This is a genomic window from Moritella viscosa (assembly GCF_900120065.1).
GTDB classification, from domain to species: domain Bacteria; phylum Pseudomonadota; class Gammaproteobacteria; order Enterobacterales; family Moritellaceae; genus Moritella; species Moritella viscosa.
In genome coordinates this window covers 25,361-48,065 of sequence record NZ_FPLG01000038.1, presented here as the reverse complement: position 1 = coordinate 48,065, position 22,705 = coordinate 25,361, and the positions used below count along the sequence as shown (strand labels likewise).

The 22,705-nt window shown below is 38.9% G+C and carries 23 protein-coding genes and 1 riboswitch; of the genes, 7 read left to right on the top strand and 16 right to left on the bottom strand.

What is annotated here, in order from left to right:
* The first annotated feature begins 207 nt into the window (after nt 1–207).
* Both BT797_RS06020 and BT797_RS06015 read left to right on the top strand, forming a co-directional pair.
* Nucleotides 208–474, top strand: a complete 267-nt coding sequence (locus BT797_RS06020) for an acyl-CoA-binding protein (protein ID WP_045109906.1) — start codon at nt 208–210, stop codon at nt 472–474.
* Nucleotides 475–1,160: 686 nt separating this feature from the next.
* Nucleotides 1,161–1,370, top strand: coding sequence for a cold-shock protein (locus BT797_RS06015; RefSeq protein ID WP_006030497.1), 210 nt, complete (start codon nt 1,161–1,163; stop codon nt 1,368–1,370).
* A gap of 171 nt (nt 1,371–1,541) precedes the next feature.
* On the opposite strand, the gene can is transcribed toward BT797_RS06015, so the two are convergent.
* From can to BT797_RS05985, 5 genes are all read right to left on the bottom strand, one after another.
* Nucleotides 1,542–2,165 (bottom strand): carbonate dehydratase, encoded by a 624-nt coding sequence (gene can / locus BT797_RS06010; protein ID WP_075471345.1) that lies wholly within the window; start codon nt 2,163–2,165, stop codon nt 1,542–1,544.
* A 204-nt stretch (nt 2,166–2,369) separates the two neighbouring features.
* Nucleotides 2,370–3,563 (bottom strand): Na+/H+ antiporter NhaA, encoded by a 1,194-nt coding sequence (gene nhaA, locus BT797_RS06005; protein ID WP_045109904.1) that lies wholly within the window; start codon nt 3,561–3,563, stop codon nt 2,370–2,372.
* Nucleotides 3,564–4,118: 555 nt separating this feature from the next.
* Entirely contained in the window at nt 4,119–4,838 is a 720-nt protein-coding gene (gene pgl / locus BT797_RS06000; protein WP_045109903.1) for a 6-phosphogluconolactonase, read from the bottom strand.
* Nucleotides 4,839–4,860: 22 nt separating this feature from the next.
* Nucleotides 4,861–6,342 (bottom strand): glucose-6-phosphate dehydrogenase, encoded by a 1,482-nt coding sequence (gene zwf / locus BT797_RS05995; protein ID WP_045109902.1) that lies wholly within the window; start codon nt 6,340–6,342, stop codon nt 4,861–4,863.
* A gap of 297 nt (nt 6,343–6,639) precedes the next feature.
* Nucleotides 6,640–7,146, bottom strand: a complete 507-nt coding sequence (locus BT797_RS05985; RefSeq protein ID WP_045109901.1) for a type II secretion system protein — start codon at nt 7,144–7,146, stop codon at nt 6,640–6,642.
* Nucleotides 7,147–7,333: 187 nt separating this feature from the next.
* Between BT797_RS05985 and BT797_RS05980 the strand changes: the two genes are divergently transcribed.
* Entirely contained in the window at nt 7,334–7,999 is a 666-nt protein-coding gene (locus BT797_RS05980; protein ID WP_075471343.1) for a glutathione S-transferase, read from the top strand.
* 61 nt (nt 8,000–8,060) lie between these two features.
* Here BT797_RS05980 and udp read toward each other — a convergent pair whose 3' ends face one another.
* Nucleotides 8,061–8,828 (bottom strand): uridine phosphorylase, encoded by a 768-nt coding sequence (gene udp, locus BT797_RS05975; protein ID WP_045109899.1) that lies wholly within the window; start codon nt 8,826–8,828, stop codon nt 8,061–8,063.
* 335 nt (nt 8,829–9,163) lie between these two features.
* Here udp and BT797_RS05970 point away from each other — a divergent pair, with 335 nt between their 5' ends.
* Together BT797_RS05970 and BT797_RS05965 are read left to right on the top strand one after the other, a co-directional pair.
* Nucleotides 9,164–10,192: an endonuclease/exonuclease/phosphatase family protein gene (locus tag BT797_RS05970; protein ID WP_075471342.1), complete on the top strand. Its 1,029-nt coding sequence runs from the start codon at nt 9,164–9,166 to the stop codon at nt 10,190–10,192.
* A gap of 95 nt (nt 10,193–10,287) precedes the next feature.
* Nucleotides 10,288–10,391: riboswitch (yybP-ykoY riboswitch) on the top strand.
* Between the two features lie 82 nt (nt 10,392–10,473).
* Nucleotides 10,474–11,496, top strand: coding sequence for a calcium/sodium antiporter (locus BT797_RS05965; protein WP_045109897.1), 1,023 nt, complete (start codon nt 10,474–10,476; stop codon nt 11,494–11,496).
* A gap of 29 nt (nt 11,497–11,525) precedes the next feature.
* On the opposite strand, the gene BT797_RS05960 is transcribed toward BT797_RS05965, so the two are convergent.
* From BT797_RS05960 to BT797_RS05950, 3 genes are read right to left on the bottom strand one after another with little or no spacing between them, the layout of a single operon-like run.
* Nucleotides 11,526–12,902 carry a hypothetical protein gene (locus BT797_RS05960; protein WP_045109896.1) on the bottom strand — a complete coding sequence of 459 codons (1,377 nt, stop codon included), beginning with the start codon at nt 12,900–12,902 and terminating at the stop codon, nt 11,526–11,528.
* A complete protein-coding gene (locus BT797_RS05955) occupies nt 12,902–13,213 on the bottom strand; it encodes a DUF2249 domain-containing protein (RefSeq protein ID WP_139291642.1) in 312 nt (103 codons plus the stop codon). Before BT797_RS05955 ends, BT797_RS05960 begins: the two co-directional genes overlap by 1 nt.
* Nucleotides 13,213–13,647 (bottom strand): hemerythrin domain-containing protein, encoded by a 435-nt coding sequence (locus BT797_RS05950; RefSeq protein WP_075471340.1) that lies wholly within the window; start codon nt 13,645–13,647, stop codon nt 13,213–13,215. The genes BT797_RS05955 and BT797_RS05950 overlap by 1 nt, the downstream gene beginning before the upstream one ends.
* Nucleotides 13,648–13,846: 199 nt before the next feature.
* On the opposite strand from BT797_RS05950, the gene BT797_RS05945 reads away from it, so the two are divergent.
* Both BT797_RS05945 and BT797_RS05940 read left to right on the top strand, forming a co-directional pair.
* The gene (locus BT797_RS05945) at nt 13,847–14,662 is read left to right on the top strand and encodes a sterol desaturase family protein (RefSeq protein WP_075471339.1); all 816 of its coding nucleotides are present in this window, start codon (nt 13,847–13,849) and stop codon (nt 14,660–14,662) included.
* Between the two features lie 46 nt (nt 14,663–14,708).
* Entirely contained in the window at nt 14,709–15,116 is a 408-nt protein-coding gene (locus BT797_RS05940; RefSeq protein WP_075471338.1) for a hypothetical protein, read from the top strand.
* Between the two features lie 3 nt (nt 15,117–15,119).
* Here BT797_RS05940 and BT797_RS05935 read toward each other — a convergent pair whose 3' ends face one another.
* From BT797_RS05935 to BT797_RS05905, 7 genes are all read right to left on the bottom strand, one after another.
* Entirely contained in the window at nt 15,120–16,364 is a 1,245-nt protein-coding gene (locus tag BT797_RS05935; protein ID WP_139291641.1) for a tetratricopeptide repeat protein, read from the bottom strand.
* A gap of 44 nt (nt 16,365–16,408) precedes the next feature.
* Complete coding sequence (locus BT797_RS05930; RefSeq protein ID WP_075471336.1) at nt 16,409–17,023, bottom strand: energy transducer TonB; 615 nt, start codon at nt 17,021–17,023, stop codon at nt 16,409–16,411.
* A complete protein-coding gene (locus BT797_RS05925) occupies nt 17,023–17,427 on the bottom strand; it encodes an ExbD/TolR family protein (RefSeq protein WP_045109889.1) in 405 nt (134 codons plus the stop codon). Before BT797_RS05925 ends, BT797_RS05930 begins: the two co-directional genes overlap by 1 nt.
* A gap of 2 nt (nt 17,428–17,429) precedes the next feature.
* Complete coding sequence (locus BT797_RS05920) at nt 17,430–17,972, bottom strand: MotA/TolQ/ExbB proton channel family protein (RefSeq protein WP_075471335.1); 543 nt, start codon at nt 17,970–17,972, stop codon at nt 17,430–17,432.
* 3 nt (nt 17,973–17,975) lie between these two features.
* Nucleotides 17,976–19,445 carry a MotA/TolQ/ExbB proton channel family protein gene (locus tag BT797_RS05915; protein WP_075471334.1) on the bottom strand — a complete coding sequence of 490 codons (1,470 nt, stop codon included), beginning with the start codon at nt 19,443–19,445 and terminating at the stop codon, nt 17,976–17,978.
* Nucleotides 19,442–20,248, bottom strand: coding sequence for a DUF3450 domain-containing protein (locus BT797_RS05910; protein ID WP_075471333.1), 807 nt, complete (start codon nt 20,246–20,248; stop codon nt 19,442–19,444). Before BT797_RS05910 ends, BT797_RS05915 begins: the two co-directional genes overlap by 4 nt.
* A gap of 115 nt (nt 20,249–20,363) precedes the next feature.
* The gene (locus BT797_RS05905) at nt 20,364–22,460 is read right to left on the bottom strand and encodes a TonB-dependent siderophore receptor (RefSeq protein ID WP_075471332.1); all 2,097 of its coding nucleotides are present in this window, start codon (nt 22,458–22,460) and stop codon (nt 20,364–20,366) included.
* Nucleotides 22,461–22,705 lie beyond the last annotated feature (245 nt).

The following is a 22,705-nucleotide window of genomic DNA, read 5'->3' as shown; positions in this document are numbered from 1 at the left end:
TATTATAAATTTACTAGTTTGAAATATAAGGATTTTTCATCATTTAATTTAATACTTAAAATTGAAATTAAATGATGTATTAATACCGAAATAAATGTAATATTCGAATTGTGACCTAACTACTCATTAGTAGGTGTATTACAACATTGCTAGTTGTAATTATATTTAAGTACTTATTGATTCAACAATTAGATAAAGGAATATAAAATGACAGACCTACGCGCTAAATTCGAAGCTACAGTAGACCAAGTTCAAAATGGCACAGCTAAGAAAAAGCCTTCACAAGAACTAAAATTAGAGTTTTATTCATTATTTAAACAAGCAACTGAAGGTGATGTGACATCTAAGAAACCATCTATTTTTGATATGGTTGCTTTCGCGAAATGGACTGCATGGGATAAAGTTCGCGGTTTATCTACAGAGCAAGCGATGGAAAAATATATTGCTCGTGTAGAAGAAGAAAACGCAGCTTAATTAATAAAAAATGACATTTTGTCAGTAAATAAGCCTATTTACTGACAATTTTTAGAGTAGATTATCTATTCATTAAGAAATAGACTTTAAATCTCAGGCCTATTATCTATTAATGAAGCGTTTCACAACTTCTTTTGGCTAAAAACCACTGCCTGCGGACACGATCACTCATAATTATTCCTTAAATTCACCTTGTAAATATCGATTACCTGCCAAAAAACAATCCAGCTACATCGGTCACCGACACCAGATACAAACCTTTTATATCAAAAACTTACAATTAATGAATGTAATATAACACACAACTAGGTTGCAATTATCAATAACTAATCAACCATTAAAAATTTAAATTTACTGAAAAACTAGGCCACAATATAAAGTGGGTGTAATATGAACGCATATTGCACGAAATAAGTGTTACAACGCCTAAAAAGGCACCAAATAAGCCTTGGGAATGTTGATTTTGTTAATGAAAACAACAATTTTATAAAAATAACGAGTGGGTGTATTGCTATGAGCCTTCAACCATGTATAATTCGTCTTAAGAAATTAGGCTAGTTTATATCGGTAGAATAAGCTTTAGTTAATACTTGTATTGATTATTGTGTTTTGTATTGTTTATATAAGTTACACCCTGGTTTTTTAACAAATTTTTTAATAACGTATATATATACAGGGTTTTTAATATGTCTAATACAGTAATCGGTAAAGTAAAATTCTTCAACGAAGCTAAAGGTTTCGGTTTCATCGAGCAAGAAAATGGCCCAGATGTATTCGTACATTTCAGCTCTATCTTAGTTGATGGCTTTAAAGTACTTACTGACGGTCAAAAAGTTGAGTTCACAGTAGGTCAAGGCCAAAAAGGTCCACAAGCTGAGAACGTTAAACCTCTTTAATAGTTTACTATTAATCGGTTAAACAGTTATCAAAAAAGGTGAACTTAGTTCACCTTTTTTATTACCTAAAATTAATGACACCTGATGTGATTTATATTTAGGTACTAAAAAAGCCAATGAGGTATCTCATTGGCTTTTTTATCGCTATAACTACACGCTTAAATACTGAAACTATTTAACAATAACTTCTAATTGCTTCTCTCTCGAACTAATACTCTCAGTTAAGCTTTTCAATACACCATTACTGATATTAAAAATCCAACCATGAATCGTTAACTCCTCCCCCTTGCGCCAAGCTCGCTTCACAATGGTCGTATTACAGACATTCCTAACCTGCTCTACAACGTTTAATTCACACATACGGTCAATTTTATCTTCTTCACTGACATCCTTTAAGTCGTCTATGTGGAAGCGTTCTACATCTTTAATATGACGTAACCAATTATCAATTAAACCATGCTGCTCATCGCCCATAGCGGCCTTAACACCACCACAACCATAATGTCCACACACAATAATATGCTTAACTTTAAGCACTTCAACAGCGTACTGGATCACTGATAAACAATTTAAGTCTGTATGCACAACAACATTAGCAATATTACGATGCACGAAAACTTCCCCCGGAGGCAGGGCCATAATCTGGTTTGCTGGTACGCGACTATCGGAGCAGCCAATCCAGAGATAGTCAGGTGATTGTTGCTTAGAAAGTTGTTCAAAAAAGTCAGGGAACTGTTCATTAATCTGTTCTGACCATGCGCGATTACGTTCAAATATCGATTTAATAGTACTCAAGGCTACGCTCTCTGATTAAATAACTACATTTTGAACCCTTAAACTAGCTTGTTTAATCAATATATTCAACTGATAAATAAGTAATCTCCGGATATAAGCCACTGGACTTATGAGTGCAATTATTAAAAAACACGGTACAAACTGGCTATAAAAAAGCACCCAATCAAGGGTGCTTTTTATTATCACAAGCTGAACACTAAATTGTTATTTAGCGACTTCCTCTTGTTTTGACAGGCATGATTTCAACATAAAGAAACCAACAATACCGGACAGTAATGAACCTAAGATAATACCAAGTCGCTCATCAAATAATGAATTTGAACCTGTATCCCCAAAGGCTAATGAACCAATAAACAAGCTCATTGTGAAACCAACACCACATAGAATGGCTGTACCGTATAAAGAACACCAGTTCATACCTTTTGGCATTTGTGCGACTTTACATTTAATTGCTATCCAACACAGACCAAAGATGCCTACCTGCTTACCAATAAATAAGCCTAATGCAATCCCCATAGGTACAGGGTGTAAAATTTGCTCTAGACCAACACCTGATAAATTAATACCCGCGTTCGCAAAAGCAAAGATAGGCAAAATAACAAATGCAACAACAAAGTGCAGGCCATGTTCCATCGTCTTCAGTGGTGAATGTGACTTATCTTTTGACTGCATCGGAATAAACAGCGCAAGAATAACACCCGCCAATGTCGCATGAACACCAGATTTCAGCATAGCAACCCACATGACTATACCTACGATGATATACAATGCTTTTGAATCAACATTACGTTTATTGAAATAGGCCAACACAGGAATACATAATGCCGTAACAATAAGCGCCAAAATCGAAATCTTCGATGTATAAAAGAAAGCAATAATTAAAATCGCACCAATATCATCAAAAATAGCGAGCGATGTTAAGAATATTTTCAAACTTACAGGTACTCGAGAACCTAATAGACTCAAGATACCTAACGCAAATGCAATGTCTGTTGCCGCAGGGATAGCCCAGCCGCTTAACGCAGCAGGATCATCCATATTAAAGTAAACATAGATAAGCGCAGGGAATAACATACCACCGATAGCACCCACGCCCGGCAGAATAATATTTCTAGGATCCGATAACTCCCCTTCTACTAACTCTCTTTTTAGCTCAAGTCCAACTAAAAAGAAGAACACAGCCATTAAGCCATCATTAATCCAAAGTAACAGTGGTTTCGCTATCTCTAAACCACCAAGCTTGATCTCTACTGGAATTTCCAGAAATGATGCATATAGATCTTGTGCAGGGCTATTAGCTAAAATCATAGCTAATACAGCTGAGAACATTAAGATAATGCCACCTGCTGATTCTAGTTTAAAGAAACTAGATAAAAATGATTCTTGTGTGTTGTTCATATTTTTCCTTTATATCAACATTTTCATTTATAAGGGGTAAGCTCAATGCAATGATGCCTATTACACCCAATATAGAATGAAGATATTTCAGTATTATCAATTTATATAAATTAAAGCATAATTATATTTAATGCTATTAAGACGCTCTTCTAATGCTATCGCCTCCGTCTTACTCGACATAATATGACAAGTAATATGACACATAATAATAATAAATCACACATATAAATATCAAACATGATTCTAAAAAATAGTCATAAATAGCGAAAAACAGTGATAAAACCGATTAAAAAATAAAAACAACACAGAATGGAAATAAAAGCCTTTCCACAAGCCACTTATTAAGCTCTATAAGAAACGATCTGAGTACAACTAAAACTAATATCAGCTGATTTTTTAATGGCGCTTTAATGGCCTTTTAGGATAATTTAATGAAGAGTTAAATATTTAAGCTAAGTATGAAAAACAAACAAATGAACAAAAAAAGACCTGTTAGTATAAACTAACAGGTCTTTTACTCTAAGCTCAATGAGCAATCGTAATTACTTATAAGGATTAACCGTTAATTAACCTAGCTGCATCCGCATCTAAAAACCACTCAGTTTTACCTTGGCTGGCTTTTACTTGTGCTGCAGGGTATGCAAGTGCAGCATCATCATTATCATGAATTTGCTTGATCACTTGTGCTTTACCTTCACCCATTACTAAATAGCTAATACGCTTTGCATTTGCTAACAGGCGTGCCGTTTTAGAGATACGATACTGTCCTGACTCTGGGTGCTGCGCAATAATTGCAATATTTTGATCATTATAATCAGTTTGGCCTGGAAATAATGATGCAGTATGTCCATCACCACCCATGCCAAGCAAGATCCAATCAAAACAAGGTAATCCATTATTGGCAGGAATACATGCTTTCATTTCTTGTGCAAAACGAGCAACTTCTTGCTCTGGCGCATCTTCACCTAAAATACGATGAATATTCTCAGCAGGTAATGCAACTTGAGAAAATAATAACGTTTGAGCTTCACCAAAATTACTTTCAGCATCATCAGGTGCTACACAACGTTCGTCACCCCACCAGAAGTGCAAATTGCCCCATTCAATACTTGTAGCAAAGGGTGCCTTTGCTAATACTTTGAATAGTAGCTTTGGCGTACTGCCACCTGATAATGAGATATGCACAGGCTTATCTTGTTTACTGTATTCAACGAGCGAATTAGCCAATGACTCAACAACTTGTTGAGGTGTTTCAAAAGTACGATAATCCATCATAGTTCCACTTCTAAAGTTTAAATTAATTAATCACTTCTTCGCTAGAAAAGCGCCACTCACGACCATCTTTCTCTAACATTTCATCGGCTTTGTTCGGACCCCAAGTACCACACTTATAACCAAATAAAGATTTCGCTTCTTTTTTATAGTCTAAGATTGGTTGTACGTATTCCCAACATGCTTTAACCGCATCAGAACGAGCAAATAGCGTTGCATCGCCCTTCATACAATCTAGCAGCAAACGTTCGTAAGCAGTGAGCAGATTATTCTCTTCTAAGCTATTATAATCAAAACTCATTGATACTTGTTGAGCGGTGAAGCCTGCACCTGGTTTTTTCAAACCAAAGTCCATCTGAATTGATTCGTTTGGCTGAATGCGTAAAATCATTTTATTCTCAGGTGCATTCTGACCAAAAACTGGATGTGGTGTTTTCTTAAAGTGAACAACGATTTCAGTTAAACGTTCAGGCATACGTTTACCGGTACGTACATAGAAAGGCACACCGTTCCAACGCCAATTATCAATCATCATCTTCATACCAACATACGTCGGTGTACGAGAATCTTCATCTACGTCATTTTCACTACGATAACCAGGTAATTCTTCGCCATTTACAACACTCTTAGTGTACTGACCTAATACGAGATTATCACGTAAGTCTTGTTCTTCAAGTGGACGTAGACTTTGGATCACTTTAACCACTTCATTACGCATTGCATCCGCGTTAATTACCGCCGGTGGTTCCATCGCAACAAGTGCTAATACTTGCAACAAGTGGTTTTGCAGCATGTCGCGTACTGCACCAGAGTGATCGTAGTAACCACCACGCTCTTCTACACCTAAGCTTTCAGCAGCCGTAATTTCAACATAGTCGATAAAGCTACGGTTCCAAAGCGGTTCGAATAAGCCGTTAGAGAAGCGATATACCAATAAATTTTGAACTGTTTCTTTACCTAGATAATGATCAATACGGTAAACCTGACGTTCACGGAAACAAGCATGTAGATGCTCATCTAACTCATTTGCCGACTTAAGATCATAACCAAATGGCTTCTCAACGATTAATCGTTTCCAGCCATCACGGTCTTTATTTAATTTATATTTTGCTAAATTAGATGAGATTGCAGCGTATAGACTCGGAGGTGTGGCCATATAATAAATAGCATTACCAACCGTATTATGCGTTTCAGATAATGTCTCTAAGCGCGCTTTAAAAGCACCATAACTATCAGCATCGGTCATATTCATCGAGATATAGTATAAGTGCTTACAAAAGTCTTCAGCTTGTTGCTTATTGACACCTTCACTTTTGATCAAATCATTAGTTACTTTTTCACGGAATGAATCATCCGTATATGCAGTTTTACTCGCACCCAAAATAGAAAAATCTTCAGGTAACAGTTCGTTGACATAAAGGTGATAAAGCGCGGGGAGTAGCTTTCGTTTTGTTAAATCACCCGAAGCACCAAAAATGACAATACTGTTATTCTCAGGTTTTACCATGGTTTTATTTCCTAAAGATTTTATCGAAAAGATTAGAATATATGGCTTTAGTCCGTTTGTACTACGCACAGATAACAGACTAAGGCGCGGCATTATCACTCAAAATGATCGAAAACTAAAATGGTTTCAGCAATATATTACTCAAATACCTACAAGTGAGTACCCAAGTGAAAGTACATCTCGAATAAAACCTCAAACCACTTTCGAATGAAACGAAGAAACGAAAGTTTAGAAAGTAAGGACTCAACGTTAAATATTAAAATTGTGCAATTTATCTACGCTACAAACAGGGATTCACTATTCTAGGCATTCTCCGACAAGTTTAATGTCTACAGAGGTGATAATGTCTTCGTTATATCGTGCCCTATAAGATAATGTGCAATCTGTCGATTCAAGTTTATTCATCTTTACCCAAGAATAACTTTTATTTTCATTTTTGCAGGTATAAGTGGCATCGATAGAATCCACTTCAATACCTTCGACAAGAGGACGTGTCGTTAAACCTAAAATATGGCATATTTCTGTTGGATAAAGTAATTTTCCTGACACCCGGTAGCTTTTGTGGGTATCGTATTGAACAAAGGTTAGTCCATTCGGGCGCGTTTGTTTTCGCGAATCGATATTTGAGGCTGTTTTTAAATTATCTACCGCGTTGTTCAACTTGCCACGCATATCATTAAGCACTGCAATTTTAGCTTCTCGATGTGTCTTTGTATATTCAGGTATGGCGAACATAGCGAGGATAGAAAGAATTACAATAACAAACGTTAATTCGATCAATGAAAAGCCCATTTTATCTTTCATCTTTATGTAAAACCTTAATTAATATCAATTAACAGGGCAATATTAACACACATAAAAATGATAAGGGTGGATAAATCAAACTAATTAATCCATCATCTTAATATAAGTTACATGAGTATTTGATACTGTAACTAAATCGAGATATCTTAAGTTATTGACCTTAAACATTTGATGCTGGAACCTATTTATGAGAGCCAACCGCCCTGCTGTTTTCTATTCATTCCGACGTTGCCCATATGCAATGAGAGCACGACTAGCTATTCGTTATAGCCAAGTTGAAGTTGAGCTAAGAGAAGTTGTTTTAAAAGATAAACCAACAAGCTTGTTGGCTTATTCTCCAAAAGGAACAGTGCCTGTTCTTGTCACTAACGACAAACAGATTATTGATGAAAGTCGCGATATTATGCAATGGGCGCTATCACAAAACGACAGTAATAATTGGCTTCGTAAAAACCTGCCTCAATTACAAAAACAAATCACCGCACTGATCGATGAAAACGATAACGAATTTAAAGCCATTTTAGACAAATATAAATACGCGGATCGCCATCCAGAATATACTGAAGCAGCATATCGCGAACAAGGCTGCCATTTTCTAAATCAATTAGAGCTCCTGCTAACATTGCACAGTAACCTTATTGACGAAGAAACTAGCCTGGCTGATATTGCTATTTTTCCTTTTATCCGCCAATTCGCAAGTGTGGACAAAGATTGGTTTGCACAGTCACCCTACCCTAAATTACGCGCATGGTTAGCACAACACACAAGCTCTCCTTTGTTTACTGATATTATGTACAAATATCCACAATGGTCAGCTGGCGATAAAGCAGTATATTTAGCATCAGTAAGTTAGGCATATAAAAAAGCCAGAGCTACCTAAGTAGTCTGGCTTTGAAATTTAATTAATGCGATTATTATATAGCCAACATACGACGTGCTGCATCGACTACAACTTTAATTGATGATGTTTCTACCGCCTTCATCGCAGCCTGATCCGGGATCTCTTTTTGAGTGCGGTTAATGATAACACCAGCAACACAACCTGCTTTTAAACCTTGACTTGCACACATAGTAAAGAGAGTTGCTGATTCCATTTCAAAGTTCAGAACCCCCATTTCTTGCCACTCTTGCATTGAACCTTGGAAACGACGAGTAACACGACCCGAAAATGTGTCATAGCGTTCTTGCCCAGGGTAGAAAGTATCACTTGATGCGGTTACGCCCATGTGTACTTTAATGCCTTCTGCATCAACAGCAGCTTTCATTTCTGTTGCAACAGCAAAGTCAGCAACAGCAGGATATTCCATAGGTGCAAAGTGTGAACTTGCACCATCAAGGCGTACTGATGCAGTTGTAACAATCATATCGCCAACATTAATGTGTTCTTGAATTGCGCCAGTAGTACCCACTCGTAAGAATGTAGTCACACCTAGCTGAGCAAGCTCTTCAACTGCAATCGATGTCGAAGGGCCACCAATGCCAGTTGAGCATACAACAACCTTCTTACCTTCTAATTCTGCTAAATAAACAGTGTATTCACGATGACTTGCTAAAAACTGTGGGTTTTCCATTTGCTGTGCGATCTTTTCAACACGCGCAGGATCACCTGGAATGATAGCCAATTCGGCACCTTGTAAATCTGATTTGTTGATACCAAGGTGAAAAACATTTGCAGTCGTCATAGCGTATTCCTTAAATTCGGAGAGTTCAGTTATAATAAGAATTATATAATGGTATTAAAATAACTGGAAATATTAAGAAATAATCATAATGCAGCATGTATCTCTATAAAGTGATAGTAATCACATATCTCATACATGGTGCCTTTATATAACGACATTGATGAATTTATGAACAATACATATATTTATTTCAAGTGAAACCAACTTTAAATACATAACACTAAAGATTTTTCTACTTCAAACGCCTAGAGGTATTGTGAATACTTACTTGCTCCATACTGTTAAGCTTGTTATAACCTAAACTGTTATTTCATATACTCTGGTATTTCTTACCTATGCTAAAAATTGCCACCTTTAATCTTTTTAATTATATTGAACCACCGTTTGCTTGCTATGATTTTGACCGAATCTATGACGAGCAACAATGGCAGAAAAAGCAGAAGTGGATACGTGATTATCTTGCCGACCATCAGCCTGATGTCATCGGTTTTCAAGAAGTGTTTAGCCCTGACTCTTTAAAAGCATTAGTAGCGGAATGTGATTACCCGTATTTTGAAGTAGTCGATAGCGCCGACGTTATCGAAGACTATATTTTTCGCAGCCCAGTTGTGGCTATCGCATCTCGCTATCCGATAACAGACATCACAGCAGTCATGCCTGATACCGACCTTGCCATCAGCATGGGCTTATCATCAGAGTATCAGTTTAGCCGTAAACCACTGCGCGCCAGTATTGAATTACCGCACCTAGGCACAACAGATTGTTATGTCGTGCACTTTAAATCTAAACGACCAATGCTAGAAAGTGAAGATAATGAACTGGCGACAACCAAAGCTGTGCTCGATGCTTTTACCAAACAAATGTGCGGAAGTTGGGGATCATCAATGCAGCGTGGTTCCGAAGCAGCATTATTATTCCAACAGATGATTCAACGTCGTCTAGAAACCAATAACCCGATGATACTAATGGGCGATTTTAACGATGTACTCGATAATAATAGAGATGGCGTATTATCACACCTAACCATGAATACATTACGTTTCAATTCAGATCCTCAAGCGCAAGAAATTGTAAAACAATATAGTTTGCAAGACAGTTGGCATTTATATCAACACGCAGCAAACGGTTCGGTGGCAAGTTGTACACCAGCGCCCCGCCCCGCGACACATTACTTTTGTAATAAAGGCTCAGTCCTCGATTACATCTTATTATCGTGTGAGTTTAATACCGAATACCAACGAAGCCTTTATGAAGTCAGCGATTACCACACGTATGATCGTCATCTGATTAACCCTATCTATGAGCGTGATAGCGAAAGTACCGATCATGCAGCTGTACAAATCAATTTACAATTGAGAAATTAGCACTTACATAAGGTGATTTAAATCATTCTGTAATTAAATTACATATTCTACTTGCGTTAACCCGATTCTATTTTATAATGCGCCAATCTATTCGAGGGAGTAGTCGCTTCACGCAAGTGAGGGAGTACATCAACATAACTGACCCGCAGGTCATGGTGTATTCAACTTAGTTCGAGATTAATAGTCCGAAGCTAAGTTTGATGAGACTTGAACAAGTAAACACCTACTTTCGAGGGCCGGTGTCGCTTGTTTATGTCTAAATGCCCTCGTACGAGAACGTTATGTCTTTATTACTACCTATCATTGCAGTGTTAGTTGGCTTTATTTTACTGACCCTAAGTGCCGATCGTCTTATCTTAGTATCATCAACATTAGCGAAACAGTTTGGTGTTTCGGTTATGTTTATTGGCATGACTGTTATTGCATTTGGTACTTCATTTCCAGAACTCGTTGTCAGTGCTATTGCATCATTTAATGGTGCAGAAGGTCTTGCTGTCGGTAATGCTATCGGTTCTAACATCATCAACAGTGGTTTAGTATTAGCGCTTTGTGCCTTATTTATGCCGCTTGTTATTCAAGTGCGCTTCATTAAACGCGAATTACCGATTCTAGTTATCGCTCTTATTGCTGTAATCGCGTTAATGTCAAATGGTTCAATTACGATGTGGGACAGTATTATACTGCTCATATTACTCGCGCTGTACTGTGTATACCTCGCTAAATCGTCATCAGAGGAAGATGTTGAAAATGAATTAGAGTTTTTGGATGTTAGCCAGAAACGAGCGTTGGTCGAAACGATTGCAATGCTTGTTATGCTGGTAATCAGTTCACAAATCATGGTTTGGGGCAGTATTCAACTTGCGAAAGCAATGGGTGTTAGCGACTTATTAATCGGCTTAACTATTGTCGCATTTGGTACAAGTTTACCTGAATTAGCAGCCGCTATTGCAGGTGTTCGTCGTGGCATGCCTGAAATTGCATTTGCGACGGTTATTGGTTCAAACACTTTTAACCTGTTAGGTGTATTAGCATTCCCAGGTCTAATTGGTGACGGATTACAACTGCCAGCAGAAGTACTCAATCGTGATGTCCCAATGCTTTCAATCATGACTGCATTTATGGTTATCTCATTTACCATGACTTACATGGCAGTGACTAAACGTCGCTCAGCTTTGACACCAGCACAACAAACAGATAAGGCAATCGCAACAGACTGTAAACTAAACTACCGTTTTGGTCGCCTTTCAGGTGCTGTACTGTTAATTATGTTTATTGGTTATACTTGGGTACTGTTTACGGCTTAAGGCTGTTTGCAGTTCAACATTATTTATAACTAAAATGAGACCTTATCAATAGCTTTAGCTATGCCATGATAGCGATAACTAACATTAGCCATCAACAAAAACAAATATCCAAACTGCCCTATTATCGCTAATGATAATAACCAGTAATACGCAGGGTTATATAATGTGGCCAGCAAGGTTATTAAGCTAAACACATGACTATATAATAAATATTGCATACGCGACTTGCTTAATAGCTCGTGCATATTAGGCAATAACGCAAATGCTTGCATATGAAAACCACATTGGCGTTGTAGGTGCAGGTATGCCAAAAAAGGCACAATTTTTATAATCATGGCCATGATTACACTTAATATCCAACCATAGATAAATACTGACGCTAACGTCAACGGTGACCACCCGAAACGCAGCAAAAAATCTTCAGTACCCGGTATAAAATTCATCATTAAGCTCATAATAAAACTAATAGAACAGCAAAGTAACAAACAACTTAACGCGATTAACCAACAGGTTACACTGATATCACTAATCTTTCGCTTACGTCTGGATAAACAGCTAATGGCTGTCACGGCATATACCATTAGAACTAACTTTAATAACCCAATGCAAATAGCTTGTGTTAGATGCCACATAGCAACATTGACAAGATCAAGTTGTGTCATACCGAGTGTCAGTAATGTATAAAACAGTAATACGATGAACATAAAACCGGGTAAATAACGAGTACACCATAATGGGAATGCAGGTGCTACATGAAACATGGGTAAGACTTGAAAGCTAACACCAATAATCACTAAACTAATCCAGCCGATCAAACCCCAACTAGCATGATTATCGGTAAGTTGTTTAGCCATATTGAATTGGCTATCGAATAAATAATCCGCTAAAAGTAAACTTGCAATAACGCCAACAATTAGCATAGCAATACAGCCTAGTCGTATCGTATTTATTGAAAAACGGACCTGACTACGCTGCCTAATCAACCATAATATCCCACAGATAAAACCACCCAATCCAAGTGTAAACAACACGCCAGCAAGAGCAAAGAATAGACTATTGTTAAACCCAAACACACTCGCTAAAAATGCAATAATTAACGAGATGGTTCCCACAGACATCATCACTAACGTAAATACTGATATAAGCTTTACTTTAGGCAGAGACTTGCCCGCCAATACCGGTAATAACTGTAAAATTGCCCCGCACATAATCATAGAAATAACCCCCAGCACAATAGCATGGGTAACAGCGAGCGTTGCAGGGTGCCATCGTGTAAACCACATAGACTCCCCTGCAAAGCCAATAATCAATGCGCTGATGATTGCAAATAAAGGTGCGACAAAAAAGAACCGCATGGGTACTGAGAATTCCGGTATTTTATCAAAATCTAATCCCACGAGGTTCATTATTTTTTCATCCTAGTCAATGCAGCTAATTCCAATTCATCTGCTTTAAAAGCGATCTTAATAACAACTGATAAATCTTCACAATAGTCATCTACACAGGTCTTTGTACTGTTTTTATTATCAATATCAACTCGGTAGACAAACCCTAGCGCTGTTAATTTGGGGTATAATGGGACTGGATTTTTACGGTGGTAAATAACCAGACACTGTCCATGAGATAATGCAGCCAAGGCAACTAATGCTTGTCGCATTGGCTCTGGCGCTTCTAACTCGCTGACATCAAGGTGAAGAAGGTGTAAATGACTCGTCATTATGAGTATGCTTTAACTTGCTTTAGCACCGAATCTGCATCTGGAAGGTGAGCCTGTGTCATTGGATATAACATCTGCTCTTCTTTCATATTATGCTGTTGCATTAGAATCATTAAGGTTTCAGATAATCCTAAGAATTCATTTCTATTTTGCGAAGACAGTTGTTGACTCATTTCAGCGACCAATTGACGCATTTGAGCATGCTCAGCACGCATGACTTGTGTTGGTCCCATCGTCATGCCAGTCGCTTGCTCAAACGCTGGAAATAAAATATTTTCTTCTTGTTCTAGATGTGTTTTAAAATCGGTTGTAAATATAAGCCACTGGCTAGCCGCTTCCGTCCAATTTGTTGCCGATACTGCCGATTCAGCAGCAATAAAAGAATCATCACAATGGCGGTGCTGTGCGGTCATGAAATCAGGAATCGTGTGCATAAAAGCCTCAAAATAAGAAACAGTAACAATATAACGACCATAGTACTGATCGAGCGTGTAGCTGTAATTGATTTATGTCTATTTTAAGGAAAAGACTGGACTCATTTTACTTTAAGAAAGAAGTCACTATCATCGGACTTGGCAAGCCCACTTTTATCACGCACAATGGCAACTTCAGAGGTACTTAGCAGGAATTAAGATGAACGACTGGTTTATTGTTAACGGCAATGCGCTTCGCCTAACTGCTTTTATCGGCTTATTTATACTATTATCTATTTGGGAACATTATCAACCCAGACGACCGCTAACAGTTTCAAAAATCCAGCGTTGGGGAAACAACATCGCGATCGTGATGCTTAATAACCTAGTACTAAAGTTACTTATGCCATTTCTGGCTATCGATGCGGCCATGCTTGCCGAGCGACAGCTGTGGGGGTTAACATATTTTACCAACCTAAACGGCTCAATAGGCACATTTATAATTATAATTTTCGCGATAATATTGCTCGATGCCGCAATTTATTTCCAGCATAGATTATTTCATCGAGTTCCCGCACTATGGCGTTTACATCGTATGCACCATAGTGATCTTGATATTGATGTCACCACCGCTATCCGTTTTCATCCAATTGAGATAATCCTATCGATGCTAATTAAAATTGCAGTGATCATAACACTTGGTGTACCCGTTATCGCTGTCGTTTTATTTGAGTTATTATTAAATCTGACCGCTATGTTTAATCACAGTAATATTAGGCTACCAGCTAAGATTGACCGCTACATGCGCAACATTTTAGTCACGCCTGATATGCACCGCGTTCATCATTCTGTAAATGGTCACGAAACCAATCATAATTTTGGTTTTTGTTTACCATGGTGGGATCACCTGTTTGACAGTTATCAAGCTCAGCCCAAATTAGGTCATCAGCAAATGCAAATAGGTCTACCTTATTTTCGTGGACCGAAAGAATGCCAGGTGCAGCGGATGCTAACCCAGCCGTTCAGAAATAAATAAACGATATTAAATAATAGTAATAGCAACATTTAAAGGTACTAATTACGTGACTCATTCTAAAAACACTTCAACAACATCGACTATTTCTAACGATGACGCACGTAAGCTCAGTCGTAAGGTGACTGCTGATGTCGCAACCAAACAGCTCGATGAGATCTTTATCGACAATAACGTATCTATTGATATTCAAATAGCCGTGACAGAATACCAAGGCAAAGAGCCTGTACAGTACTTGGAAATATTAGCAGCTCACCTACGCCCTGCTTATTTACGGATTATCATCGAATCATTACAAACACAAAACTTAGCCGCTTTAGATCCCAATAGCCACTACCTCAAGCTCAGTAAAACGCACAAAAATATGCTTGAGACATTGAAACAACATGAGAAGTATAAACAGCTCAATGATACCCAAATCATTGAACTGGCATTATTAGCGTTATTAAGACAGTAGGTACTAACTATTTATTTTACGTACTTGTTGTAAGTATTTAACCCAGCCTTTTGCACTTGCAGATGGGGCTATATGCAGAGCTAACTTCGCATGGCTAATCGCACGATCAAATTGCGCTAATTTGTAGTAAGCTCGAACTTTGGCTAACTCAATTTCCGCTTGTTCCTTTTTACTTTTATCTTGTTTAATTTGGTGGTGGTTTAGCTCTGCCAGTGCCGCCTCAAAATTCCCCTGCTGTAATAACAGTTGTGCTAATGGCCAGCGATATTCTGCTGTGTCATCTGTAGACAAGTTAATCAGATCACGCCATGTACTAATGGCCTTGTTCCACTCTTTCGCCATCTGCCAATATTGCGCTTGCTCAGCTAACATTTTTTGTCGTTTATCATTCTCAGTGATATCTTTTACTAACAAATTTAATTCACGCGCGGCCTGTTCAGGAATACCTTGCTGTGCATATAACTGCGCTAGAGTACGACGCTCTTGCACACTTAGTACAAGCCCTTGGCGCTGCGCTAAAATTAATGTGGTTAATGCAGCTTGTGGCTGTGAAGTACGCAGTTGCAAACCTGCTAACTGCTGCCACCACAATAACTTATCTGGTTCCACAACAATAATACGATCTAAAGTATGAATTGCAGCAGGCCATCGCTGCAATTGTGATTGTGCAGCCAACTGTAGATTTAGCACCTGAACTTGGTCCCCTTGCGTATTTAACTCTTCATATGACTCCACCGCACTGAGTACCTTCTCCCATTCATGTAAGTGATAATGGGTTTGGGCAATACGTAACCACAACACCGTGAATTCTTTGGTCTTAATATCTGATGCTTTTTTCTTGCGTTTCGTTACCGCTTTATGGCTCTCTTTGTCACTGTCTGCAGCCGTATTAACAAGAACATAGTAATGCGGCAACGCTTGTTGATATTTTTGCTGACTAAGTAAAATATCCGCCACCATTCGCTGCGTAATCCAAGCCTGCTCCGTTGGTAATAACTTACTTTCAACGGCCAATGATAAGTACTTAACCGCTTGGTCGGTGTTTTCTTGCTGCCAATGAAATATACCCAATACCCGTTGTACAAAAGCTTGGTCGTACGCTTGTCTCGGGGTAAGTTCAGTTAACAACTCAATTGCATCTGTATAGCGTTCTTGCTGCTGTAACGCTTGCGCGGCCTGGATCTTACCCGCAATAAATTGTGTTAACTGTGGCTGATTAGCATAGGCAGATGAGGTAACAAAGCACATTAGGACAAACAACCAACTGCTTTTCAGCTTATTTAAATAATGAATCATCGTTCTAATTTAAACTCCAAGGTGACCGTCTGATTAACTTGCATGATCGCTTTCCCCTCTTCCAACTTTGGCTGGTACTTCCATTTTCGTAATGCTTTCATTGCCGACTTTTCAAATAAACGTCTTGGTTTCGCATCAATTACTTTGATATCAATAGGACGGCCCAAAGTATCAATGGTAAATGACAGTTTGACCCAGCCCTGTGCGCCTTGTTTCATGGCGCGTGATGGGTAACGCGGTTCAACACGATACAAAGGCATTGCTTGCTGGTTAGCACTAAACTCACCAATTGCAGGCAAGCCAACTTCGACACCAATACTGGCCATATCAATACCAAGTACAGGCATAACAGGTAATGCTAGCGCTTTAACCTCTGCATTCGCAACGGATATACTGTCTGTGGGTGGCGGTGCATTTTTTGGTTGTTCGGGCAACGCACGTTGACGGCGGTTAACATCACGCTCTTGATCGATCATAACAATGTCGAACGCTTGTGCAGTCGATGCTTCAGGTTTACCTGAATGGCCGTTATCCACCATCCACGCCATTACGGTGAACAAAACTAATGTCATCGCTAAAGCCAGCGGTACAGCCAGTAAAAAACGTAACATTAAGACTTCTCCACCGCCAATGCGATACCGCTCACACCCGCACCATTCGCCGCATCCATCACTTTAACAACAGTGCCATTGAAGGCATGTTCATCGGCTTGGATAACTAAAGAGGCATCAGGTTGAGACAGTAACAAGTGCTCTAATGTTGCCTGTACACGCTCAACATCTACCATACGTTTATCAATATAGATGTCATTGTTCGCGGTAATAGCAATAAAGATACCAGCACCCGCTTGGCTAACCACATGACTTGCCTGAGGACGGTTAACTTCCACACCTGATTCACGTACAAATGAACTTGTTACGATAAAAAATATCAGCATGATAAACACGATATCTAACATCGAGGTCATATCAATTTGCGCATCTTCACGCGCGGCTGAACGACGATTAAATCTCATATTCATTCCTTAATAGATTGTCTTAATAATTTTTCTAATCTGCTATAGCGTGTGTCACAAGCCTTCGTTAAGCGGGCGTGAGAAAACATACCTACAAGTGCTGCAACCATACCCGCCATTGTTGGTAAGGTTGCTAACGAAATCCCTGCTGCCATTAACTTAGGTTCACTGCTACCTAATGTCGCCATAACATCAAACACACTGATCATCCCAGTTACAGTACCTAACAACCCTAACATAGGGCAAATAGCCACCAGCACTTTCAAAAAACTGAGGTTTTGCTGCAATGCTTGCTGCGCCTGTAGCAACCAACCAGCCCGAATGGCTTGAGCATGCCATGACCCTTGCTCTGAACGTACTTGCCAACGTGTCAACAAGTCACTTTGTAACGCAGGGAAATAGCAATACAAATACAACAACCGTTCCATCACGCAGAACCAACACAACATAACAATAGCAGCAAGCCAATACAGTATTGGTCCCCCCTGTTGCATAAATTGATTGACGCTTTCAAGCCAATCAACTGACGTCATATCAAAATGCATAACTTAGCCCATTTGCTGTGTAAAAGGAGTCACGTTCGTGTCATTAACGGCTGCAACAGTGAGTTTTTCAGCTTCTTCTGCAACTAAGCTAATGCCCTGCTTTTCTAAGATATCGCGAATATTATCGGCTTGCGTACTCAGTATGTTATGCGCAAGTAATAACGGCATTGCTGCAACTAAACCTAATACCGTCGTGATCAGTGCCATTGAAATACCACCGGCCATTACTTTTGGATCGCCATTACCAAACTGCGTGATCACTTGGAAGGTTTCAATCATGCCGGTTACTGTACCCAATAAGCCAAGCATAGGTGCAAGTGCAGCCAGCAATTTCAGCATCGACAAGCCTTTCTCTAACCCTTGTTGCTCATCGACCACGACTTCCATCAAGCGCAGTTCTAACGCTTCAGTGCTATTATGCAATGCCGATTTAACATTGCTATCTACGTATACTTGTAGAATACGGCCTAATGGGTTGTCACCTATCAGACTAGGGTTCGCTAGTTGTTGTCGGATCTTACGTCGAGCAAGCATTAGCTTCACGCCCTGTACCAGTGCAATCAACAAACCAACCGTCAACAATGAAATGATCACGTAGCCCACTGTACCACCATTTTCTAAGCGGTCTTTCAAGGTAGGGGTATTTTCTAATTGCGTTAGCATCACACCGCGCGAGGGGTCCAATACAAGGATATTACCGATTACATCAGCATTGATAAGATCTGCCGCAACAGGACCTTTTTCTGGCTGCTTTAGGTAAGCTGTCGCAGTTTGTTTTTCACCATTCCAAGTGAGATAACCTTTCTCACCCACTAGTCCAATACTACCGATTCGCACGGCTTGTTTATCTGCTAATTGCCCTGCGCCATCAATCACAGCAACATTCACCGTTTTGATTTCGCCACTTGCTTTAATTTGTTCTGATAACGCTGACCACAGTCCTGCTAGCTGCAACATTGAAGGTAAGGTTTTTGCTGCAACCACACCCACTACAATCGGCGCAAACGTTGCACTATCAATCGCGGTTACTGCGGTGCTAATTTCGCTATTTAACTGTTTTGCTGATTGACGTACAACACCAAACAATTCACCTAAACTACCGGTTTCTAACCGTAAATTAGTTTCTAGCTTCGCTAATTTTTCTTCGTTACGCGTAAACTCTTGGTTTAGCGTTTCAGTTTCATTTTGCAATTGACGTTGTTGCGCTAATAACGCCTGACGTTGCTGTTTAATTTCTTGTTCTGTTAATTTAAAGCCAGCTTCTCGTTGCTTTAACGCTTTTGTAAGCTGTTTATTATCTTGTTTTGTATCCTTGAGTAATTTTTCACTTACGACTTGCGCGTCATTATTCAGCGTATCCGCAGCTACAACAGGATTAATAGTCAAAGTATATGCACTAACGGTAAGCGCGCTTAATAGCAATGTCTTTGTTAAAAATAGTTTGGCTTTATTCACTGAAAATCGAGAGTTCATTGGGCATTACCTACACGTTGCGCAGTGGTCACTGGAAGAGAAATTAAGCTGGGTGCTATTTGTTTATTCGCCATTTTAAAGGCTTTATCGATATAATTTGTTTGTTCAGAAATAGCGACCCATGCCTGACGCTGGTCGTGCCACTGCCAATAATTTTGGCTGTCTAAACTGCGCGCAACAAATGCGATACGGCCAAGGTGCAATAAATCCACAATGATCCTGTTATTTGATGGAACAAGCGTAATTTCGCTTTGGTATACACCCAACTTAGTCCCATAGTCGATTTCAATTTGATATGCTTCTAAAATACGGCGGTATTTTTCAGCATCGCTGACATTCGCCTGACCCATCATGGTGTTTAATTTTGCTAATCGCGCTAGACGTTGTTCTTTTTTAATTGGTTTACCGGTATTGATAATGTCACCTAAACCAGCCAACATTTTGTACATCAAAGGTACTATGCCTTGGCGAGTCGTTTTAATACCTTGTAGTTGTTCGTCTAAGCTATCTAACTCTTGGTTTTGATTGTTCACTAATTTAGCAAGATGGTCGCGATATACCGCTAAGTTGTCGACTTCTTCTTGCAGACGCTCTATTTCTGCTTGCATGCTTAAAGTACGATCTGCGCTATTATCAATTTTATACTGGCTACTAGCCGCCGTATTATTCATTTTTTGAGTCAGAGCTTGTGCATGAGCAATCGCTTGCGCACTATCATTAGCTTGTGCAAACACGAAAGGACTAAACGTAGCACTGCTCAGTGCAGCCACGAGAACCAGAGAGTAAGATTTATTTAAAAGCATAATTAATCAACATTCGAATTAAAATTTAAAAGGAATAAAACCACAAAAAGCAATAACCGACATCTATGGAATCAAGAGTCGATTATTGCTGTTTATGAAGGCTTAGATTATGTTATTAATAACGTAATTGGATTGAAGCCATGTAGTTACGACCTTCACCAATGATAGTTTTCTCTTCACCACCACCCGCTAAGTAATCCGTATCAAACAAGTTTTCGATGTTGAAACGTAATACTAGATCCATGTCTTTATCGTAATTGATTGTGTGCGAGATACCGGTATCAAAACGCGTGTAAGCGTCTTTCTTATAAGTATTATCTACATCACCGAAACGTTCTCCAACATAGATAGCACCTAAGTTTACATCTGTGTTGTTCGCAAACGAGTAACGACTCCAAATACTTGCAGAAAACTCAGGTACATCCGCAGGACGGTTTCCGTCACGCTTAGGCTTTAATTCATCATGAATTTCAGCATCTAGATAAGTCATTGAACCGCTTAATGAGAATGCTTCGGTGACATAACCCATTGCATTAAATTCCGCACCACGGTGAACTTGTTTACCAGCCTGTGTTGTTTCAGAGTCGTAATCAGGATTGCCTTTAATTTTTTGGCTAATTACAATATTTTCTTGAGTAATATCAAAAATTGCACCCGATACAAATAACTGGTTATCCATTAGTTCCCATTTCGAACCAATCTCATATAACCTACCTTTTACAGGATCTAGTTCCATATTTTCATTAACATCCTTTTCAGTACGCGTACTAACAGGAGCTTTAGGCTCGAAACTTTCTGAGTAAGTCACATAAATAGAACCATTTTCTTTTGGATGATAAATCACGCCTACTTTTGGTAATATGTTGTTATACGAGTGGTTCTCGTTTACTTCACGGTCAAAACGTAAACCAGCAAGCACTTGCCATTGATCATTAACCGTTACCATATCTTGCACATAGATACCGTACGAGTCACGCTCAGTTATGCTCTTAGTACCATTACTGTAATGCGTACCATCTGGCTTATCAAAAGATTGGCCAATAGTGCCTTTATACCCTTTTGTACTATCACTTAATTTTGAGTAGTAATAACCTAACCAGTTTGCACCTATTAATGTTTGGTGTTGCATACCTAACGCTTCAAATTCACCAACAAAATCAACAAATGCAGTATTGAATACCCAATGGTCCATACGATCATAAACTTGGTAATCGACTGTACCGGCATCATTCTTAAAGTAACTTTCTGGGTCAGTAAAACTTTCTGTATCATGGCGTCTGAAATCTTGATTGTTATAGCCTAGTTTCATATTCCAGTTGTCAGATAGCTGTGCTGCAATATCAAAACCAACATTTTCAACGTCATTTTCAATCGTAGACCACTGTGCATCCCAGATGTGCTCTTCACCAAGAATTGGTTTGCCAGTGTTAATGTCAATATAAGCACCTGAATCAACACTACCGTTATCGTTAGTACGATCGTAATGCACAGATAAGGTTACTTTGTCATTTAAGTCGTAATCAACAAACAGACCACCCACAAAACGTTCTGTTGATGGTGTACTACCATCGCTATATGAGCGCCATGAATCGTAGCTCTGTTTTGATACAACAGCACGTGCACGTAATGTTTGCGCATCATTTAATGAACCACTTACATCCGCAGTCGTACGAGAATCATTGTTAGAGCCTAAATCTTGGCTAATATTAATTTGGGTTTCGTAAGTTGGCTTTTTAGCAACCATATTCACTAAGCCGCCCGGTGCTGATTTACCGTAAAGTAGACCAGCAGGACCTTTTAGTATTTCAACACGTTCAAGTAGCTCAATCGGCTGACGGTAATGAGACCAATGCTGTTTACCATCACGTAAGAAACCACTGCTACTTTGTAAATCAAAACCACGTAGCTTAAACGATTCACGGTTACGGCTTACACCACCAGCAGAGATACTTGAATCATTTTTAAGTACGTTACCTAACGTGCTTGCTCTTTGCTCATCAATTAGCTGCTCATCAATAACAGTTACTTGTCCCGGTGTTTCAAGCTGTGTTGCTTCAACACGCATTGCAGTGCTATTAGTATCAACTTTATAGCCATAGTCACGACCGACAACTTCCATGTGCTCATCTGTATCTACCGTTTCAGTAGAGTAAGCGCTTGGCGCTGCAAGTACAGCCGCAACTACGACAGCTAATCGAGTTTTACAAAACATATTAAGTTATCTCCGGTTCATTTTTCATTAATTTAAATGTCACGCCTACCACGTAGGTCGACTTAATGAACAGGAGTCTAATTAATAATCATTACTATTTGCATCAAATTTACATTCTTTGCATTCGAATCGGATTTAAACTGAATAAAGGAAGTTAATAGGTTCTTTATTAACTAGGTTTGAATGTAAAAACACCTGATTTCAATATAAAATAAGGCATTTTTATAAAACATGAGTGATTAATA

Coding starts and splice junctions, on each gene's coding strand:
- BT797_RS06020 (WP_045109906.1), top strand. CDS start 208: ATGACAGACCTACGCGCTAAATTCGAAGCTACAGTAGACCAAGTTCAA.
- BT797_RS06015 (WP_006030497.1), top strand. CDS start 1,161: ATGTCTAATACAGTAATCGGTAAAGTAAAATTCTTCAACGAAGCTAAA.
- nhaA (WP_045109904.1), bottom strand. CDS start 3,563: ATGAACAACACACAAGAATCATTTTTATCTAGTTTCTTTAAACTAGAA.
- pgl (WP_045109903.1), bottom strand. CDS start 4,838: ATGATGGATTATCGTACTTTTGAAACACCTCAACAAGTTGTTGAGTCA.
- zwf (WP_045109902.1), bottom strand. CDS start 6,342: ATGGTAAAACCTGAGAATAACAGTATTGTCATTTTTGGTGCTTCGGGT.
- BT797_RS05985 (WP_045109901.1), bottom strand. CDS start 7,146: ATGAAAGATAAAATGGGCTTTTCATTGATCGAATTAACGTTTGTTATT.
- BT797_RS05980 (WP_075471343.1), top strand. CDS start 7,334: ATGAGAGCCAACCGCCCTGCTGTTTTCTATTCATTCCGACGTTGCCCA.
- udp (WP_045109899.1), bottom strand. CDS start 8,828: ATGACGACTGCAAATGTTTTTCACCTTGGTATCAACAAATCAGATTTA.
- BT797_RS05970 (WP_075471342.1), top strand. CDS start 9,164: ATGCTAAAAATTGCCACCTTTAATCTTTTTAATTATATTGAACCACCG.
- BT797_RS05965 (WP_045109897.1), top strand. CDS start 10,474: ATGTCTTTATTACTACCTATCATTGCAGTGTTAGTTGGCTTTATTTTA.
- BT797_RS05960 (WP_045109896.1), bottom strand. CDS start 12,902: ATGAACCTCGTGGGATTAGATTTTGATAAAATACCGGAATTCTCAGTA.
- BT797_RS05955 (WP_139291642.1), bottom strand. CDS start 13,213: ATGACGAGTCATTTACACCTTCTTCACCTTGATGTCAGCGAGTTAGAA.
- BT797_RS05950 (WP_075471340.1), bottom strand. CDS start 13,647: ATGCACACGATTCCTGATTTCATGACCGCACAGCACCGCCATTGTGAT.
- BT797_RS05945 (WP_075471339.1), top strand. CDS start 13,847: ATGAACGACTGGTTTATTGTTAACGGCAATGCGCTTCGCCTAACTGCT.
- BT797_RS05935 (WP_139291641.1), bottom strand. CDS start 16,364: ATGTGCTTTGTTACCTCATCTGCCTATGCTAATCAGCCACAGTTAACA.
- BT797_RS05930 (WP_075471336.1), bottom strand. CDS start 17,023: ATGTTACGTTTTTTACTGGCTGTACCGCTGGCTTTAGCGATGACATTA.
- BT797_RS05925 (WP_045109889.1), bottom strand. CDS start 17,427: ATGAGATTTAATCGTCGTTCAGCCGCGCGTGAAGATGCGCAAATTGAT.
- BT797_RS05920 (WP_075471335.1), bottom strand. CDS start 17,972: ATGCATTTTGATATGACGTCAGTTGATTGGCTTGAAAGCGTCAATCAA.
- BT797_RS05915 (WP_075471334.1), bottom strand. CDS start 19,445: ATGAACTCTCGATTTTCAGTGAATAAAGCCAAACTATTTTTAACAAAG.
- BT797_RS05910 (WP_075471333.1), bottom strand. CDS start 20,248: ATGCTTTTAAATAAATCTTACTCTCTGGTTCTCGTGGCTGCACTGAGC.
- BT797_RS05905 (WP_075471332.1), bottom strand. CDS start 22,460: ATGTTTTGTAAAACTCGATTAGCTGTCGTAGTTGCGGCTGTACTTGCA.